At 51.2% G+C, this 15,535-nt stretch carries 15 protein-coding genes; 7 read left to right on the top strand and 8 right to left on the bottom strand.

Annotation, left to right across the window (positions count from 1 at the left end):
* The first annotated feature begins 104 nt into the window (after nt 1-104).
* Nucleotides 105-797, top strand: coding sequence for an amino acid racemase (gene ygeA, locus A9587_RS10400; RefSeq protein ID WP_001516999.1), 693 nt, complete (start codon nt 105-107; stop codon nt 795-797).
* Nucleotides 798-801: 4 nt separating this feature from the next.
* Here the strand turns inward: ygeA and lysR are convergent, their stop codons facing one another.
* Nucleotides 802-1,719 (bottom strand): DNA-binding transcriptional regulator LysR, encoded by a 918-nt coding sequence (gene lysR, locus A9587_RS10395; protein ID WP_001516998.1) that lies wholly within the window; start codon nt 1,717-1,719, stop codon nt 802-804.
* Between the two features lie 121 nt (nt 1,720-1,840).
* Here lysR and lysA point away from each other — a divergent pair, with 121 nt between their 5' ends.
* A complete protein-coding gene (gene lysA, locus A9587_RS10390; protein WP_105263833.1) occupies nt 1,841-3,103 on the top strand; it encodes a diaminopimelate decarboxylase in 1,263 nt (420 codons plus the stop codon).
* Nucleotides 3,104-3,109: 6 nt separating this feature from the next.
* Here the strand turns inward: lysA and galR are convergent, their stop codons facing one another.
* The gene (gene galR, locus A9587_RS10385) at nt 3,110-4,141 is read right to left on the bottom strand and encodes an HTH-type transcriptional regulator GalR (RefSeq protein ID WP_001516996.1); all 1,032 of its coding nucleotides are present in this window, start codon (nt 4,139-4,141) and stop codon (nt 3,110-3,112) included.
* Nucleotides 4,142-4,728: 587 nt separating this feature from the next.
* Here galR and aas point away from each other — a divergent pair.
* Nucleotides 4,729-6,888, top strand: a complete 2,160-nt coding sequence (gene aas, locus A9587_RS10375; protein ID WP_001516995.1) for a bifunctional acyl-ACP--phospholipid O-acyltransferase/long-chain-fatty-acid--ACP ligase — start codon at nt 4,729-4,731, stop codon at nt 6,886-6,888.
* The gene (gene lplT / locus A9587_RS10370; protein WP_000004668.1) at nt 6,881-8,074 is read left to right on the top strand and encodes a lysophospholipid transporter LplT; all 1,194 of its coding nucleotides are present in this window, start codon (nt 6,881-6,883) and stop codon (nt 8,072-8,074) included. Before aas ends, lplT begins: the two co-directional genes overlap by 8 nt.
* A 38-nt stretch (nt 8,075-8,112) precedes the next feature.
* On the opposite strand, the gene A9587_RS25020 is transcribed toward lplT, so the two are convergent.
* The 6 genes from A9587_RS25020 to mutH form a co-directional block, all read right to left on the bottom strand.
* Nucleotides 8,113-8,487: a DUF4139 domain-containing protein gene (locus A9587_RS25020; RefSeq protein WP_001516993.1), complete on the bottom strand. Its 375-nt coding sequence runs from the start codon at nt 8,485-8,487 to the stop codon at nt 8,113-8,115.
* Nucleotides 8,447-8,929, bottom strand: a complete 483-nt coding sequence (locus A9587_RS25015; protein ID WP_225996897.1) for a DUF4140 domain-containing protein — start codon at nt 8,927-8,929, stop codon at nt 8,447-8,449. Before A9587_RS25015 ends, A9587_RS25020 begins: the two co-directional genes overlap by 41 nt.
* Before the next feature lie 129 nt (nt 8,930-9,058).
* Entirely contained in the window at nt 9,059-10,099 is a 1,041-nt protein-coding gene (locus tag A9587_RS10360) for an NADP(H)-dependent aldo-keto reductase (RefSeq protein WP_001199280.1), read from the bottom strand.
* A 107-nt stretch (nt 10,100-10,206) separates the two neighbouring features.
* A complete protein-coding gene (gene ygdR, locus A9587_RS10355; protein WP_000758660.1) occupies nt 10,207-10,425 on the bottom strand; it encodes a lipoprotein YgdR in 219 nt (72 codons plus the stop codon).
* 137 nt (nt 10,426-10,562) lie between these two features.
* Complete coding sequence (locus A9587_RS10350) at nt 10,563-11,276, bottom strand: TerC family protein (protein WP_000895631.1); 714 nt, start codon at nt 11,274-11,276, stop codon at nt 10,563-10,565.
* A 69-nt stretch (nt 11,277-11,345) separates the two neighbouring features.
* Nucleotides 11,346-12,035 (bottom strand): DNA mismatch repair endonuclease MutH, encoded by a 690-nt coding sequence (gene mutH / locus A9587_RS10345; protein ID WP_000082178.1) that lies wholly within the window; start codon nt 12,033-12,035, stop codon nt 11,346-11,348.
* 185 nt (nt 12,036-12,220) lie between these two features.
* Here mutH and A9587_RS25435 point away from each other — a divergent pair, with 185 nt between their 5' ends.
* The 3 genes from A9587_RS25435 (at nt 12,221) to ptsP (ending at nt 15,509) form a co-directional block, all read left to right on the top strand.
* A complete protein-coding gene (locus A9587_RS25435; protein WP_001516990.1) occupies nt 12,221-12,367 on the top strand; it encodes a hypothetical protein in 147 nt (48 codons plus the stop codon).
* Between the two features lie 352 nt (nt 12,368-12,719).
* Nucleotides 12,720-13,250 carry an RNA pyrophosphohydrolase gene (gene rppH, locus A9587_RS10340; protein WP_000564487.1) on the top strand — a complete coding sequence of 177 codons (531 nt, stop codon included), beginning with the start codon at nt 12,720-12,722 and terminating at the stop codon, nt 13,248-13,250.
* Between the two features lie 12 nt (nt 13,251-13,262).
* Nucleotides 13,263-15,509, top strand: a complete 2,247-nt coding sequence (gene ptsP, locus A9587_RS10335; protein WP_000957931.1) for a phosphoenolpyruvate--protein phosphotransferase — start codon at nt 13,263-13,265, stop codon at nt 15,507-15,509.
* Nucleotides 15,510-15,535 lie beyond the last annotated feature (26 nt).

Raw genomic sequence — 15,535 nt, 5'->3', positions numbered from 1 at the left:
CCGGCCTTTTTTTCGCTAATAGAGATCGGGCACCTGGCCGTTGAGGCGTTCGTTACGTCCTTTATTCTGCCTCGCTGCGGTAACTCACAAGACAGGAGAGAGGAATGAAAACAATTGGTTTGCTGGGGGGAATGAGTTGGGAATCCACCATCCCTTACTATCGCCTGATAAATGAAGGCATTAAACAGCGGCTTGGTGGACTTCACTCTGCGCAAGTGCTGCTACATAGCGTCGATTTTCATGAAATAGAAGAGTGTCAACGTCGTGGTGAATGGGATAAAACCGGGGAGATTCTGGCAGAGGCGGCGATTGGCTTACAGCGGGCGGGTGCAGAGGGCATTGTGTTATGTACCAATACGATGCACAAAGTGGCAGATGTCATCGAATCCCGTTGCTCGCTGCCTTTTTTACATATTGCGGATGCCACCGGACGAGCAATCAGCCGCGCCGGAATGACGCGCGTAGCGCTACTGGGCACGCGCTACACTATGGAGCAGGATTTTTATCGTGGGCGGTTGGCGGAGCAATTTTCTATCGATTGTCTGGTGCCTGAAGCAGATGAACGGGCGAAAATTAATCAGATTATTTTTGAAGAGCTGTGTCTGGGGCAATTTACCGAAGCATCGCGCGCTTATTATGCGCAAGTGATTGCTCGCCTCGCAGAACAGGGCGCGCAGGGCGTGATTTTCGGCTGCACAGAAATTGGTTTACTGGTGCCTGAAGAACGCAGCGTTCTTCCCGTATTTGATACTGCAGCGATCCATGCCGAGGATGCGGTTGCCTTTATGCTGTCGTAACTGACTACAAAATAGCGTCAAGCGAGGCAACCAGTTTCGGTAAACCGACTTGTAAATGCTCTGTAAATGCCTGCACCAATGCTGAAGACGGGCGGTGCAGGGGGCGAATCAGGCTAACGGTGAAGGGAACAGCAATACTGAATCGCCGCACGACTAATCCGCTTGCTGCATAATCCAGAGCGGTGAGTGGGTTAACTATCGAAACGCCCGCTCCCGCCCGTACCATCGCGCAGACTGACGCGGCACTATGGGTCTCCACAATCATGCGGCGTTTAACCTGATGTTCATTAAACAGTTGATCCAGCAACTGGCGATAGCTGTCAGTACGGGAAAGGCTGATGTAATTCTCACCCTGAAAATCTTCCGGCGTTAATACCTCTTTTGTCGCCAGCGGATGTGCCCGCGGTAAAACACAGACTTCATCTAAAGACAGTAATTCGGTACGTTCCGTACCCGCAGGCGTATGCAGCGTTTCGGTGAGTCCTAAATCATGGCGCTGGGCCGAAAGCCACTCTTCAAGTAGCGGCGATTCCTGCGGCACGATATTTAAACTGACTTCAGGATAACGGGCCAGAAAAGGTTGTAGCAGCGGGGGCAAAAAAGACTGCGAAAAGACCGGCAGGCAGGCAATTGAAAGTTCTCCCTGGCGAAACTCGCGCAGACTTTCAGCGGCGCTGACGATGCGATCCAGCCCGTACCAGGAGCGCTGCACCTCTTCAAATAGCCGCAGTCCTTGCACGGTAGGATGTAATCTTCCGCGTATGCGCTCAAACAGTTTCAGCCCAATCACCTTTTCAAAACGTGCCAGTTCGCGGCTGACAGTTGGCTGTGAGGTGTGCAGCAGTTGTGCGGCTTCAGTCAGGCTTCCGGCGGTCATAACCGCATGAAAAATTTCAATATGACGTAAGTTAACGGCGGCCATCGACTTTCTCTCGCAATCCGGTAATCCATATCATTTTTGCATAGACTCGGCATAAATCGATATTTTTTATTCTTTTTATGATGTGGCGTAATCATAAAAAAGCACTTATTCGGAGTTTGTTATGCCACATTCACTGTTCAGCACTGATACCGATCTCAGCGCCGAAAATCTGCTGCGCTTGCCCGCAGAATTTGGCTGCCCGGTGTGGGTCTACGATGCACAAATTATTCGTCGGCAGATTGCGGCGTTGAAACAGTTTGATGTGGTGCGCTTCGCACAGAAAGCTTGTTCCAATATTCATATTTTGCGCTTAATGCGTGAGCAGGGCGTGAAAGTAGATTCCGTCTCGTTGGGTGAAATCGAGCGTGCGCTGGCGGCGGGATACAATCCGCAAACGCATCCCGATGACATCGTCTTTACCGCGGATGTTATCGATCAGGCAACGCTTGAGCGCGTCAGTGAATTGCAAATTCCAGTGAATGCTGGCTCTGTCGATATGCTCGACCAACTGGGGAAGATTTCGCCAGGGCATCGGGTATGGCTGCGCGTTAACCCGGGGTTTGGTCACGGTCATAGCCAAAAAACCAATACTGGTGGCGAAAACAGTAAGCACGGCATCTGGTATGCCGATCTTCCCGCCGCACTGGAAGTGATACAACGTCATCATCTGCAACTGGTCGGCATTCACATGCACATTGGTTCCGGTGTTGATTACGCGCATCTGGAGCAGGTGTGTGGGGCGATGGTGCGTCAGGTCATCGAATTTGGTCAGGATTTACAGGCTATTTCTGCAGGTGGTGGGCTTTCTGTTCCTTATCAGCAGGGAGAGGAGTCGGTTGATACTGAACATTATTATGGTCTGTGGAATGCCGCGCGTGAGCAGATCGCTTGCCATTTGGGGCATCACGTGAAACTGGAAATTGAACCGGGTCGCTTCCTGGTGGCGCAGTCTGGCGTGTTGATTACTCAGGTGCGGAGCGTCAAACAAATGGGCAGTCGCCGCTTTGTGCTGGTTGATGCCGGATTTAACGACCTGATGCGTCCGGCAATGTACGGCAGTTACCACCATATTAGCGCCCTGGCGGCTGATGGTCGTTCTCTTGAACAGGCACCAACGGTGGAAACCGTTGTCGCCGGGCCGTTATGTGAATCGGGCGATGTTTTTACCCAGCAGGAGGGGGGAAATGTCGAAACCCGCGCTTTGCCGGAAGTGAAGGCGGGTGATTATCTGGTGCTGCATGATACGGGGGCATATGGCGCGTCAATGTCATCAAACTACAATAGCCGCCCACTGTTGCCAGAAGTTCTGTTTGATAATGGTCAGGCGCGGTTGATTCGCCGCCGCCAGACCATTGAAGAATTACTGGCGTTAGAGTTGCTTTAATCACCGCTAGTCGCTGGCGGTGTTATGCGTTGCCTCCAGCGACGGCGTTGAAACTGAATGGCGGCGTACCAGCGTAGGACTAAAGACATTGGTGATTTCGGGGAGGGGGCGATTATCCGCCAGCGCTAATGCCAGTTCGGCAGCCTGGGTTGCCATCGTCACAATGGGGTAACGTACGGTGGTCAGCCGTGGGCGCACATAGCGTGATACCAGCACATCATCAAAACCAATCAACGAAATCTCGCCCGGTACATCGATCCCATTGTCATTGAGTACGCCCATCGCGCCCGCCGCCATTGAGTCGTTATAACAGGCCACCGCGGTGAAATTCCGGCCTCTTCCCAGCAGTTCAGTCATTGCCTGTTCGCCGCCACTTTCATCCGGTTCACCAAAAGTTACTAACCGGTCATTAACTGGAATACCGCTTTCAGTAAGGGCATCGTAATACCCCAGGAGGCGATCTTCGGCGTCAGAAATAGAGTGGTTAGAGCAAAGGTAACCAATACGGGTATGGCCTTGCTGAATTAAATGACGTGTCGCCAGCCAGGCACCGTAACGATCGTCCAGAGCGATACAACGGTTCTCAAAACCAGGGAGTATCCGGTTGATCAGCACCATGCCTGGCATTTGTTTCATCAATGCGGCTAAATCGGCATCCGGGATCATTTTGGCATGGACAACCAGTGCGGCGCAGCGATGACGGATCAACTGCTCAATGGCCTGACGCTCTTTTTGCTCGTTGTGGTAACCATTGCCAATCAATAAGAAATTACCGGTGTGATAAGCCACCTGTTCGACCGCTTTCACCATTGCGCCGAAAAAGGGATCGGAAACATCGCCAACGATCAGGCCAACGGTTTCAGTTGTCTGTTGTGCCAGCGCCCGGGCGTTGGCGTTTGGGTGATAGCTAAGAGATTCCATCGCGCTATGCACAGCCAGACGAGAAGCTTCACTGGCTTTTGGAGAGTTATTAATGACGCGGGAAACTGTGGCGACTGAAACGCCTGCCAGTCGGGCTACATCCTTTATGGTCGCCATGAAAATACCTTTGTGGGTAAACGCTTACATTCTGTCAGTGTTACGGAAAACGCCCGTTGGTTCAAGGGGTGTGGTGTTTTCTGCGCGGGGAATGTGAGCGAAACGCGAATAAGTAAGACAAAAAAAGAGATTACAAACCTTTGGTTACACTTTGCGAAACGCTGTTGCGATTGACCGCTGGTGGCGTTTGGCTTCAGGTTGCTAAAGTGGTGATCCCAGAGGTATTGATAGGTGAAGTCAACTTCGGGTTGAGCACATGAATTACACCAGCCTGCGCAGATGCGCAGGTTTTTTTTCGCCTGACATCAATCTGTAACAGTAACCGATAATTTACACACCTCGTTGCATTTCCCTTCATTCCTTTGCGTTTTCTCGCTGGCGAACATGCTTTGCGCAGACCACAATCAAGATCCCAGAGGTATTGATTGGTGAGATTATTCGGTACGCTCTTCGTACCCTGTCTCTTGCACCAACCTGCGCGGATGCGCAGGTTTTTTTTCATACCTATTTTACTGTCGCTCGAGTTCTCCTTCTGGTGTAATCTCGCACCATTCATTATTACTGAAGAATGAGCAAAGGGAGTTGGAATGCTTTTTAGCTTTTTTCGTAATTTGTGCCGTGTTCTGTACCGCGTTCGCGTGACAGGCGATACCCAGGCACTGAAGGGCGAGCGCGTTCTTATCACGCCCAATCACGTCTCATTTATTGATGGCATATTGCTGGCGCTGTTTTTACCCGTTCGCCCTGTTTTTGCCGTTTATACTTCCATTAGCCAGCAGTGGTATATGCGTTGGCTGAAATCATTTATCGACTTCGTTCCCCTCGATCCGACGCAACCCATGGCGATTAAACATCTGGTGCGTCTGGTGGAACAGGGCCGCCCGGTGGTGATTTTCCCTGAAGGGCGAATCACGACAACCGGTTCGTTGATGAAAATCTACGATGGTGCGGGGTTTGTCGCGGCGAAGTCAGGCGCGACGGTTGTTCCGCTGCGTATTGAAGGGGCGGAGCTTACGCACTTCAGCCGCCTGAAAGGGCTGGTTAAACGCCGCTTGTTCCCGACAATTCATCTGCATATTTTGCCGCCAACACAAGTGCAGATGCCAGATGCGCCGCGCGCGCGTGATCGTCGCAAAATTGCAGGCGAAATGCTGCATCAAATTATGATGGAAGCGCGTATGGCCGTGCGTCCACGTGAAACGCTGTACGAATCGCTGCTGAGCGCGATGTACCGTTTCGGGGCCGGAAAAAAGTGTGTTGAAGACGTCAACTTCACCCCGGATACCTATCGCAAATTACTCACTAAGACACTGTTTGTTGGGCGTATACTTGAAAAATACACTGCTGAAGGGGAAAGAATCGGCTTAATGCTGCCTAACGCAGGTATTAGCGCAGCAGTAATTTTCGGTGCTATCGCCCGTCGCCGTATCCCGGCAATGATGAACTACACCGCCGGGGTAAAAGGGCTGACCAGCGCCATTACCGCGGCTGAAATCAAAACCATTTTCACTTCCCGTCAGTTTCTCGATAAAGGCAAACTCTGGCATTTGCCGGAACAGCTTACCCAGGTACGCTGGGTCTATCTGGAAGATTTAAAAGCGGATGTCACTACCGCCGACAAAGTGTGGATCTTCGCGCATTTGCTGATGCCGCGCCTGGCACAGGTAAAACAGCAGCCGGAAGAAGAGGCGCTGATCCTGTTCACCTCCGGTTCAGAAGGCCATCCGAAAGGCGTGGTTCATAGCCATAAAAGCATTCTGGCGAATGTCGAGCAGATTAAAACTATTGCCGACTTCACCACCAATGATCGCTTTATGTCGGCATTGCCACTGTTCCACTCTTTTGGTCTGACTGTTGGCCTGTTTACGCCACTGCTGACTGGGGCGGAAGTGTTCCTTTATCCAAGCCCGCTGCACTATCGAATTGTGCCGGAACTGGTGTACGACCGCAGTTGCACCGTGCTTTTCGGCACCTCGACCTTCCTCGGTCACTACGCGCGCTTTGCCAACCCGTATGATTTCTATCGTCTACGCTATGTGGTGGCAGGCGCAGAAAAACTGCAAGAAAGCACCAAACAGCTTTGGCAGGATAAATTTGGCCTGCGCATTCTTGAAGGTTACGGCGTGACGGAATGTGCTCCGGTGGTGTCCATCAACGTACCGATGGCGGCGAAACCCGGTACGGTAGGGCGTATTTTGCCAGGTATGGATGCGCGACTGCTGGCGGTTCCGGGTATCGAAGACGGCGGTCGCCTGCAACTGAAGGGGCCGAACATTATGAACGGCTACCTGCGAGTGGAGAAGCCGGGCGTGCTGGAAGTACCTGCGGCCGAGAATATCCACGGCGAGATGGAGCGCGGCTGGTATGACACTGGCGATATTGTGCGTTTCGACGAGCAGGGATTTGTGCAGATTCAGGGGCGAGCGAAACGCTTTGCCAAAATTGCCGGGGAGATGGTGTCGCTGGAAATGGTTGAGCAACTGGCTATTGGTGTTTCACCAGACAAGATGCATGCCACCGCCATTAAGAGTGATGCCAGCAAAGGCGAGGCGTTGGTGCTCTTTACCACAGACAATGAATTGACTCGCGATAAGCTGCAACAATATGCCCGCGAGCACGGTGTGCCGGAACTTGCCGTACCGCGCGACATTCGCTATCTGAAGCAGATGCCATTACTGGGCAGCGGCAAACCTGACTTTGTCACGTTGAAAAGCTGGGTAGACGAAGCGGAAAAACACGATGAGTGAGTCAGTGCAAACTAACACTTCGCTATGGTCGAAAGGGATGAAAGCGGTTATCGTCGCGCAGTTTCTCTCTGCGTTTGGCGATAACGCGCTGCTGTTTGCCACTCTGGCGTTACTGAAAGCGCAGTTCTATCCGGAGTGGAGCCAGCCCATCCTGCAAATGGTGTTTGTAGGTGCTTACATTCTTTTTGCACCGTTTGTCGGTCAGGTTGCCGATAGTTTTGCCAAAGGTCGGGTGATGATGTTTGCCAACGGTCTTAAGCTGCTGGGTGCTGCCAGTATCTGCTTTGGCCTCAACCCCTTTCTCGGTTATACGCTGGTGGGCGTTGGTGCGGCAGCCTATTCACCAGCAAAATACGGCATTCTTGGTGAATTAACCACCGGCAGCAAGTTAGTGAAAGCTAACGGTTTAATGGAAGCTTCCACCATTGCGGCAATTTTGCTCGGTTCCGTAGCTGGTGGTGTGCTGGCTGACTGGCATGTTCTTGCTGCTCTGGCTGCTTGTGCTCTGGCTTATGCTGGCGCGGTCGCGGCAAATCTGTACATTCCGAAGCTGGCAGCGGCGCGTCCGGGACAGTCGTGGAATCTCATCAACATGACCCGTAGTTTCCTACTGGCCTGCACTTCACTGTGGTGCAATGGCGAAACGAGATTCTCGCTGGTAGGCACTAGTTTGTTCTGGGGAGCCGGCGTCACGCTGCGTTTCCTTTTAGTGCTGTGGGTGCCGGTGGCGCTGGGCATTACTGATAACGCCACACCAACCTACCTCAACGCGATGGTGGCGATCGGTATTGTGGTTGGCGCAGGCGCGGCAGCGAAGCTGGTCACGCTGGAAACCGTTTCACGCTGTATGCCTGCTGGAATTTTGATTGGCGTGGTGGTGCTGATTTTCTCCCTGCAACACGATCTGCTGCCTGCCTATGCCTTGCTGATGTTGATTGGCATGTTGGGTGGTTTTTTTGTTGTACCGCTCAATGCGTTATTACAGGAGCGAGGCAAAAAAAGCGTCGGGGCGGGGAATGCCATTGCAGTACAGAACCTGGGCGAAAATAGTGCTATGTTGCTGATGCTGGGGATTTATTCACTGGCGGTAATGGTGGGAATTCCGGTTGTGCCCATTGGCATTGGTTTTGGTGCGCTGTTTGCGCTGGCAATAACGGCGCTGTGGATCTGGCAACGCCGTCATTAATCTTTTGCCAGATGGCACATTCAGCCATCTGGTGAAGGTCACATTCCCGAAGGGGGCATACCTTTCGGATACTTCACGCTGTAAGAGAATGGCAGACTCACGTTCTCTTTGCCCGACAGTTTCAGCGTCCAGGTCAGTTCACCCGTTTTCGCATCAAACTGCGCCTGCCCGTACTGCATTTTTTCTACCGTAATATCACTATTAGTACTGACTGGGATCTGGTCGAGCAGAGTGATATCCACCGCTTCGCCGTAGCTGTTCTTCACATTAAGGGTGTAACTGAAGTTACGTATTGCGCTGTCGTTAAAGATAGATAACGCATTCTCTTTTTTGAGAGCGGCTTTACGCTGAATAATCAACTTAGGATCGCGGTTAAGCTGAATATCCAGCGACTTGCCATCTTCCGGCGGCACTTTTATTGGTTAATGTGCTATTTGCCTCTAATACCTTAATTTGAGCCGCAATATTGTTTTTCTCGGCGGTTAGTTTTGCCTGTTCCACCTTTGCTGCTTTTAACTGTTGCTGAATCTCTGACGGCAACGCATTCGGTTGTGTTTCCTGTAGCTCGATACGTGAGGAAAGCACCGTCACTCCGTTATCGATAGAGATGGCGATGCTGTCGTCAGTTACCGAATTGGCAATATGGGTGAAGATGATTTCGCTTTCACCTGCCGGTAAGTTGAGTGTCTCTTCACCTTGCAGGCTGGCACCATGCAGATAAACAGTGACGTCTTTAAGTGTTAGCGCTGGGTTAACTGCGCCCTCCAGGCGGAGGACATACACCCGGTAAGTAACATGGCGAGGGGAAGAGGTTTGAAAATCAACATGGTTATCCTTAACAATGGGCACAGACATTGAAACGCGCTCTGGCGTTGACCAAAAGAGTCTATTGCGCTTTGTCAGGAAAGATGCGGCGAAAAGTAGTGAATATATTCTGAAAAGTGGAGAAAAGAGACGCCTGGCGCATAACACCAGGCGAAAGGATCACGGTGCCGGATAAGTATAAACCTGATGTACCGCTTCAATTTCAGCCAATACGTCTTCGCTTAACTCCAGATGCAAACTTTCGACGTTGGTTTTTAACTGTTCCATCGTCGTTGCGCCCAGCAGAGTGCTGGCAACAAACGGTTGACGGCGTACAAAGGCCAGCGCCATCTGCGCAGGATCGAGACCATGACGTCTGGCGATATCAACATACGCCGCGACGGCTTTTTGCGTCTGCTCGCTGCTGTAGCGGGTGAAGCGACTAAAGAGTGTATTGCGTGCGCCAGCCGGTTTTGCACCATTGAGATATTTCCCGGTCAGCGTGCCGAAACCCAGACACGAATAGGCCAGTAACTCGACGCCTTCATACTGACTGACTTCCGCCAGACCCACTTCAAAGCTGCGGTTTAACAGACTATAGGGGTTCTGAATAGTGACGATGCGCGGCAGATCGTGTTTGTCTGCCAGATGCAGATAACGCATTACGCCAAATGCGGTTTCATTCGACACGCCGATATAACGAATTTTTCCCGCGCGTTGGTACTCCGCCAGTGCATCCAGCGTGTCGAGCAGAGAAATCGCAGGGGCAGAATCCGTCCAGCTATAACCGAGCTTGCCGAAGCAGTTAGTCGGGCGCTGTGGCCAGTGCACCTGATAAAGATCGAGATAATCCGTCTGCAAACGTTTGAGGCTGTCATGCAGGGCTTCGCGGATATTTTTTCTGTCCAGCGCCTGATCCGGGCGAATGCCCTTGTCATTATTGCGCGACGGTCCGCTCACTTTGGAGGCGATAATTAACTTTTCGCGGTTGCCATGTTTTGCCAACCAGTTACCGACATAGGTTTCGGTTAAACCCTGAGTTTCGGGGCGCGGCGGTACGGGGTACATTTCGGCAACGTCAATAAGATTAATGCCCTGAGCGACGGCATAGTCGAGTTGTGCGTGGGCGTCGGCTTCGCTGTTCTGTTCACCAAACGTCATCGTGCCAAGCCCCAGCGTGCTGACTTCCAGCGAGCTGTGGGGTATACGGTGATATTGCATAGCCGTTTCCTTTTTATAATCACGACATAAGGAATATAAAAATGGCAGAGGGAAGGGAAAAGGGAAAGCGAAAAATCTTAAGGCCAGCCGGATGCTGACCTTATTTTTTAACGTTCAATAATTTGCGAGACATCATCACGGTTAATTTGCATAGCGTTACCTTGCTGATCGTGATAACTCACAAGCCCGGTATCATCGTCAATTTCCGGTTTTCCATCCGTCAGGATCATTCGACCATCTTTAGTTGCCATCACATAATCACTGCTACAACCGGAAACAGCAAATGCCAGTCCGACTGCAGAGATTAATACTGCCCATTTTTTCATCCAGTTATCCTCATTAAGCCCATCAATGATAATAGTCTGTTTATAATCTGACGTTATACATCTTGAAAGCAGGAAAGTCTTAAACTGTGAGGATAAAGGGAAGGCATTCGCTCTCCCGCAGAAGAGCGAACGGAACATCAGAGTGGATTCTTTTTATTGCGAATCAGGTTGAGGCTTTCTACTGCAATGGAGAAGAACATTGCGAAGTAGATGTAACCTTTCGGTACGTGGATATCGAAACTTTCCAGAATCAGGGTAAAGCCCACCAGAATCAGGAAAGAGAGCGCCAACATTTTCACTGATGGATGGCGTTCAACAAAATCACCAATTGAACGTGCGGCGAACATCATCACGCCTACGGCAATCACTACGGCCGCCATCATAATAAACAGATGATCCGACAGACCCACGGCGGTAATGACCGAGTCGAGGCTGAAAATAATATCCAGCAGCATAATCTGCACGATAGCACCGAGGAATGAAGAAACGCGTGTTTTCAGCCCTTCTTCTTCGCCTTCGATAGACTCGTGGATCTCCTTACTGGCTTTCCAGATAAGGAACAGACCGCCCAGCAGCAGAATCAAATCACGAGCGGAAATTTCCTGACTGAAGATTGTAAAAAGCGGATTCGTCAGGCGAGTAACCCAGGCAATCGATGCCAGCAGCGCCAGACGCATAACCATGGCTCCAGCCAGCCCCAGACGCCGCGCATGACCACGCTGTGCGGTGGGCAACTTTGCGACCACCAGAGAAAGGAAAATAATATTATCGATCCCAAGAACGATTTCCAGCAGCGTCAGCGTACCGAGCGCAAGCCAGGCGTTAGGATCGGTTATCCATGCAAATAACATCTAAAAAGCCCTGCCAAAAAAAATGAAGCGGTAATTATATGCCCGGAATGCGGCAGGTCAAAGTGATGGCTACTGGATCAAAAAATGACGCGCCAGTAGCGCACTGGTGAAATTCTTCTTCAAATAAAAACCGCGTGGCAGCGTCAGAATCCGTTCGCCCCGGGTGCCAATGGCTTCGGTCAGAGCTTTCGCATTCGCTGCTTTCGGCCGTATTTGTAAATATTCCCCATGACGAGCGGTGATTCGCTCAACCTGACCGAGGACAATCATATCCATCAATTCTTCCCAGTCCTCGCGCAACTGCTGGTCTTCCTCTTCATTCGGGCTCCACAACAACGGTGACCCTACGCGACGTAGCGCCAGCGGGATGCTGCGCTCGCCTTCAACCGGTATCCACAGCACCCGTTTGAGTTTGTGGCGCACGTGGCTGGTTTCCCAGGTCACGCCGCTATTGCCGGTTAACGGTGCAACACAAACAAATGTCGTTTCCAGCGGACGTCCCAGACTATCCACAGGAATCGTTTTGAGTTCCACGCCTAAAGCAGCAAAATCTTGTTCAGGTTTACTGCCAGCGCTGGCTCCGAGCCAGATCTCCAGTAACACACCGATCCAACCCTTATCGCGTTTTAAATTCTCCGGTGTAACCAACCCGGCAAGCGCCGCCAGTTCACCTAGTGTGTAACCAGAAAGTTGCTGTGCTTGCGCCAGTAACTGCGCTTCAGTTTCGGGGGGAGAGAGCAATGGGCGAGGTTGGGACATGGCTTAACACCTTGGTTAAAAAACAAGCAGCTATTCTGTGCCGAATACTCAGAGTGTAACTTTTTCCACATGCGTTGTTCAATTCTATGATTTATCTTGTTTTTTAATCTACAGGCTACTGTGTTGCGCAACGTCCAGGTGGGTTTTCCAATTCTGGTCACTGAAAATAAACAGGATCTTACACCATGTTATCCACAGAAAGCTGGGATAACTGTGAAAAACCCTCACTACTGTTTCCATTTACAGCCTTGACGTGCGACGAAACTCTAATTTTTAGTGGTACGGTGCTTAACTTAGTGGCACATTCTGTGGATAAATACGACGTTGGTTGATCTTTCGCCAACGCGTAAATGAGTGGTGTGACCATGGTCACAAATATCTCTGTTTCATCACTCTTTATGTATATAATATACTGATTAATAAAAAATATTTTAAAACGCGTTTATCCGGCTGATTCAGAGTGTTCTGGGTTTTCCCGTGGTAATTCCGTACTTCTTCACAACTCTATCCACAGAAAAGGTGAATAAAAACGGTTATCCGCCCCTTCCTCTGTTTATAACTCTGCACTTAACTGTGAGTTATTCAATTGTTATTAGTGTGTAATGCCCTGCAGAGAGTGGTTTACCGTCTTCCTGGAGTATGAAACAATCATTCGTATATAAAGCTTTATTTTGAGGTAGTCCGGTGATTGATGACGATGGCTACCGCCCAAACGTAGGTATCGTGATTTGTAATCGTCAGGGGCAAGTAATGTGGGCCCGGCGATTTGGTCAGCACTCCTGGCAGTTTCCGCAAGGCGGAATTAATCCCGGAGAATCCGCAGAACAGGCGATGTACCGTGAATTGTTTGAAGAAGTAGGATTAAGCCGTAAAGACGTTCGAATCCTTGCTTCAACACGTAACTGGTTGCGCTACAAATTACCGAAACGTTTGGTGCGTTGGGACACGAAGCCGGTTTGTATCGGCCAAAAACAAAAATGGTTTCTCTTGCAGTTGGTGAGCGGCGATGCGGAAATCAATATGCAAACCAGCAGTACACCAGAGTTTGACGGCTGGCGATGGGTAAGTTACTGGTATCCGGTCAGACAGGTGGTGTCATTTAAACGTGATGTCTACCGTAGGGTAATGAAAGAGTTCGCGAGTGTTGTGATGGCGCTTCAGGAAAATACGCCTAAACCACAAAACGCATCAGCTTATCGACGTAAAAGAGGTTAAGTCACGCCAATTATGCTCACTCGCCTGCGCGAAATAGTCGAAAAGGTAGCCAGCGCACCACGCCTGAACGAGGCGTTAAATATTCTGGTTACCGACATCTGTCTTGCGATGGATACTGAGGTCTGTTCGGTCTACCTGGCCGATCACGACCGACGTTGTTACTACCTGATGGCGACCCGGGGATTAAAAAAACCACGTGGTCGCACTGTAACGCTTGCGTTTGATGAAGGGATCGTCGGTCTGGTTGGCAGGCTGGCGGAACCGATAAACCTTGCGGATGCGCAAAAACACCCCAGCTTCAAATATATCCCCTCCGTAAAAGAAGAGCGTTTCCGTGCGTTTTTAGGCGTGCCGATTATTCAACGTCGCCAGTTGCTTGGTGTACTGGTGGTGCAGCAACGCGAACTGCGGCAGTACAACGAAAGCGAAGAATCCTTCCTGGTGACGCTCGCCACCCAGATGGCCGCCATTCTATCCCAGTCGCAGTTGACTGCGTTGTTCGGGCAATATCGCCAGACGAGAATCCGCGCATTACCGGCCGCGCCCGGTGTAGCGATTGCCGAAGGTTGGCAGGATGCAACGTTACCCTTAATGGAACAGGTGTATCAGGCATCAACGCTGGATCCGGCGCTGGAACGTGAGCGACTGACCGGGGCGCTGGAAGAGGCGGCCAATGAGTTTCGCCGTTACAGCAAACGCTTTGCCGCCGGGGCGCAAAAAGAAACGGCGGCTATTTTCGATCTTTACTCACACTTGCTTTCCGATACGCGTCTGCGTCGCGAACTGTTTGCTGAAGTGGATAAAGGTTCGGTCGCAGAGTGGGCGGTGAAAACGGTCATTGAAAAATTTGCCGAACAGTTCGCCACACTAAGCGATAGCTATCTCAAAGAACGAGCGGGCGATCTACGCGCGCTGGGTCAGCGATTACTGTTTCATCTTGATGATGCCAATCAGGGGGCGAACGCCTGGCCGGAGCGTTTCATTCTGGTGGCAGATGAACTGTCAGCGACTACCCTTGCGGAACTGCCTCAGGATCGCTTAGTCGGCGTTGTCGTGCGCGATGGTGCTGCCAACTCCCACGCCGCAATCATGGTGCGTGCACTGGGGATCCCCACCGTGATGGGCGCGGACATTCAGCCTTCGGTGCTGCATCGTCGGACGTTGATCGTTGACGGTTATCGTGGGGAATTGCTGGTCGACCCGGAGCCGGTGCTGCTACATGAATATCAGCGGCTGATTAGCGAAGAGATTGAGCTTAGCCGTCTGGCAGAAGATGATGTCAATTTACCCGCGCAGCTAAAAAGCGGCGAGCGCATAAAAGTTATGCTCAATGCGGGGTTAAGTCCGGAACATGAAGAAAAATTAGGCAGCCGCATTGATGGCATCGGACTCTATCGCACTGAAATTCCCTTTATGCTGCAAAGCGGCTTCCCGTCGGAAGAAGAACAGGTGGCGCAGTATCAGGGCATGTTGCAAATGTTTAATGATAAGCCCGTCACGCTGCGCACGCTGGATGTCGGTGCTGATAAGCAACTGCCTTACATGCCTATCAGCGAAGAGAATCCATGTCTTGGTTGGCGTGGGATCCGCATTACGCTCGATCAGCCGGAGATCTTTTTGATTCAGGTACGGGCGATGTTGCGTGCTAACGCCGCCACGGGCAACCTGAACATCCTGTTGCCGATGGTCACAAGTCTCGATGAAGTTGACGAAGCACGCCGCCTGATCGAGCGTGCCGGACGTGAAGTCGAAGAAATGATTGGTTACGCAATCCCTAAACCGCGTATCGGTATCATGCTGGAAGTGCCATCGATGGTATTTATGTTGCCGCATCTGGCAAACCGGGTCGATTTTATCTCGGTAGGCACCAATGATCTGACCCAGTACATTCTGGCTGTCGATCGCAACAACACGCGGGTGGCAAACATTTATGACAGTCTTCATCCTGCAATGCTTCGAGCCCTGGCGATGATCGCCCGGGAAGCGGAAGCGCAGGGGATCGACTTACGTTTGTGCGGTGAAATGGCGGGCGATCCCATGTGTGTGGCGATCCTCATTGGGCTTGGGTATCGCCATCTATCTATGAACGGACGCTCTGTCGCGCGCGTAAAATACTTGCTGCGGCGCATTGATTTTGCCGAAGCAGAAAATCTTGCTCAGCGCAGTCTGGAAGCGCAACTGGCGACTGAAGTTCGTCATCAGGTTGCGGCATTTATGGAGCGTCGCGGCATGGGTGGGCTGATTCGCGGAGGATTATAGCGCGGTTCCTATACATATCTTTTAAC

This window comes from Escherichia sp. MOD1-EC6162 (assembly GCF_002965125.1).
In the GTDB taxonomy this organism is placed as follows: Bacteria; Pseudomonadota; Gammaproteobacteria; order Enterobacterales; family Enterobacteriaceae; genus Escherichia; species Escherichia marmotae.
This window is presented reverse-complemented; position numbering and strand designations above follow the sequence as displayed.

Excerpts from the sequence above, each read along its gene's own strand:
- ygeA (WP_001516999.1), top strand. The coding sequence starts at position 105 with ATGAAAACAATTGGTTTGCTGGGGGGAATGAGTTGGGAATCCACCATC.
- lysR (WP_001516998.1), bottom strand. The coding sequence starts at position 1,719 with ATGGCCGCCGTTAACTTACGTCATATTGAAATTTTTCATGCGGTTATG.
- lysA (WP_105263833.1), top strand. The coding sequence starts at position 1,841 with ATGCCACATTCACTGTTCAGCACTGATACCGATCTCAGCGCCGAAAAT.
- galR (WP_001516996.1), bottom strand. The coding sequence starts at position 4,141 with ATGGCGACCATAAAGGATGTAGCCCGACTGGCAGGCGTTTCAGTCGCC.
- aas (WP_001516995.1), top strand. The coding sequence starts at position 4,729 with ATGCTTTTTAGCTTTTTTCGTAATTTGTGCCGTGTTCTGTACCGCGTT.
- lplT (WP_000004668.1), top strand. The coding sequence starts at position 6,881 with ATGAGTGAGTCAGTGCAAACTAACACTTCGCTATGGTCGAAAGGGATG.
- A9587_RS25015 (WP_225996897.1), bottom strand. The coding sequence starts at position 8,929 with ATGTCTGTGCCCATTGTTAAGGATAACCATGTTGATTTTCAAACCTCT.
- A9587_RS10360 (WP_001199280.1), bottom strand. The coding sequence starts at position 10,099 with ATGCAATATCACCGTATACCCCACAGCTCGCTGGAAGTCAGCACGCTG.
- ygdR (WP_000758660.1), bottom strand. The coding sequence starts at position 10,425 with ATGAAAAAATGGGCAGTATTAATCTCTGCAGTCGGACTGGCATTTGCT.
- A9587_RS10350 (WP_000895631.1), bottom strand. The coding sequence starts at position 11,276 with ATGTTATTTGCATGGATAACCGATCCTAACGCCTGGCTTGCGCTCGGT.
- mutH (WP_000082178.1), bottom strand. The coding sequence starts at position 12,035 with ATGTCCCAACCTCGCCCATTGCTCTCTCCCCCCGAAACTGAAGCGCAG.
- A9587_RS25435 (WP_001516990.1), top strand. The coding sequence starts at position 12,221 with ATGTTATCCACAGAAAGCTGGGATAACTGTGAAAAACCCTCACTACTG.
- ptsP (WP_000957931.1), top strand. The coding sequence starts at position 13,263 with ATGCTCACTCGCCTGCGCGAAATAGTCGAAAAGGTAGCCAGCGCACCA.